This is a genomic window from Mesorhizobium sp. P5_C1 (genome assembly GCF_054049815.1).
Genome location: NZ_JBFULQ010001289.1, coordinates 1 through 683, shown reverse-complemented (window position 1 = coordinate 683; position 683 = coordinate 1). Strand labels below are relative to the sequence as shown.

General features: G+C 60.6%; 1 protein-coding gene. It reads right to left on the bottom strand.

The features are described 5' to 3' along the window. On the bottom strand, positions 1 to 330 hold a 330-nt coding region (locus tag ACXJ7R_RS35425; protein ID WP_457155846.1), incomplete at its 3' end, for an oligosaccharide flippase family protein. Positions 331 to 683 lie beyond the last annotated feature (353 nt).

Genomic DNA, 683 nt, shown 5'->3' with positions numbered 1-683 from the left:
GGGGATGGGGGTCGGCTCGCTGTAGAACGAGGCCAGAAGAGGGGAAACGACGACGAGAACGACGGCGATGACCCCGGTGAGGATGAACATTACCGTAGAGGCGCCGCGGATATCTTCACGGCTGAGTTCCTCGCGCTGGATGAGGAAGCTCGCACTGGAGAACTCCCTTAGGGACAGGGCCATCGCCATGATGGCCATGGCGATCACCGACACCCCGATCTCCTTGGGCGTCAATATCCGGGAAATCAAAGCTGCTGTGGCAAAATTCGTCACGAGCAGCACGTAGCGTTCGCCCACGCTCATCAGCAATGCGCGTTTTACCGAAAGCATGCGTGTACCTTCCCGACCGAGGCGACCCGCCGCCTGCGTCCCGACGGATAGTCGGACAAACCCAGTCGAAAGTCATGGCGTCCAATAGGCGAGGAATACAGCCGCCTAAAGCGGTAGCGCAAACCCAAGTGCTCCGTCTGCGCCTGGGCTGGCTCGCCGGCGGCTGAAGTCGTCGGGGCGGTCGGTTGGCGGAATATTTGCCGAACGAGCAAGCAGGGATCATTCGTCGGACGTAGGAGGGCCACGTCGGAGGGATGCCTTGTATTAAGGCCGGTTAGACGTAGGGTCAGTGACCCCTCTTTGCCCCCTCTTTCTCACAGGACCGGATGGGATGGACCAGCAGGATCGCGAAC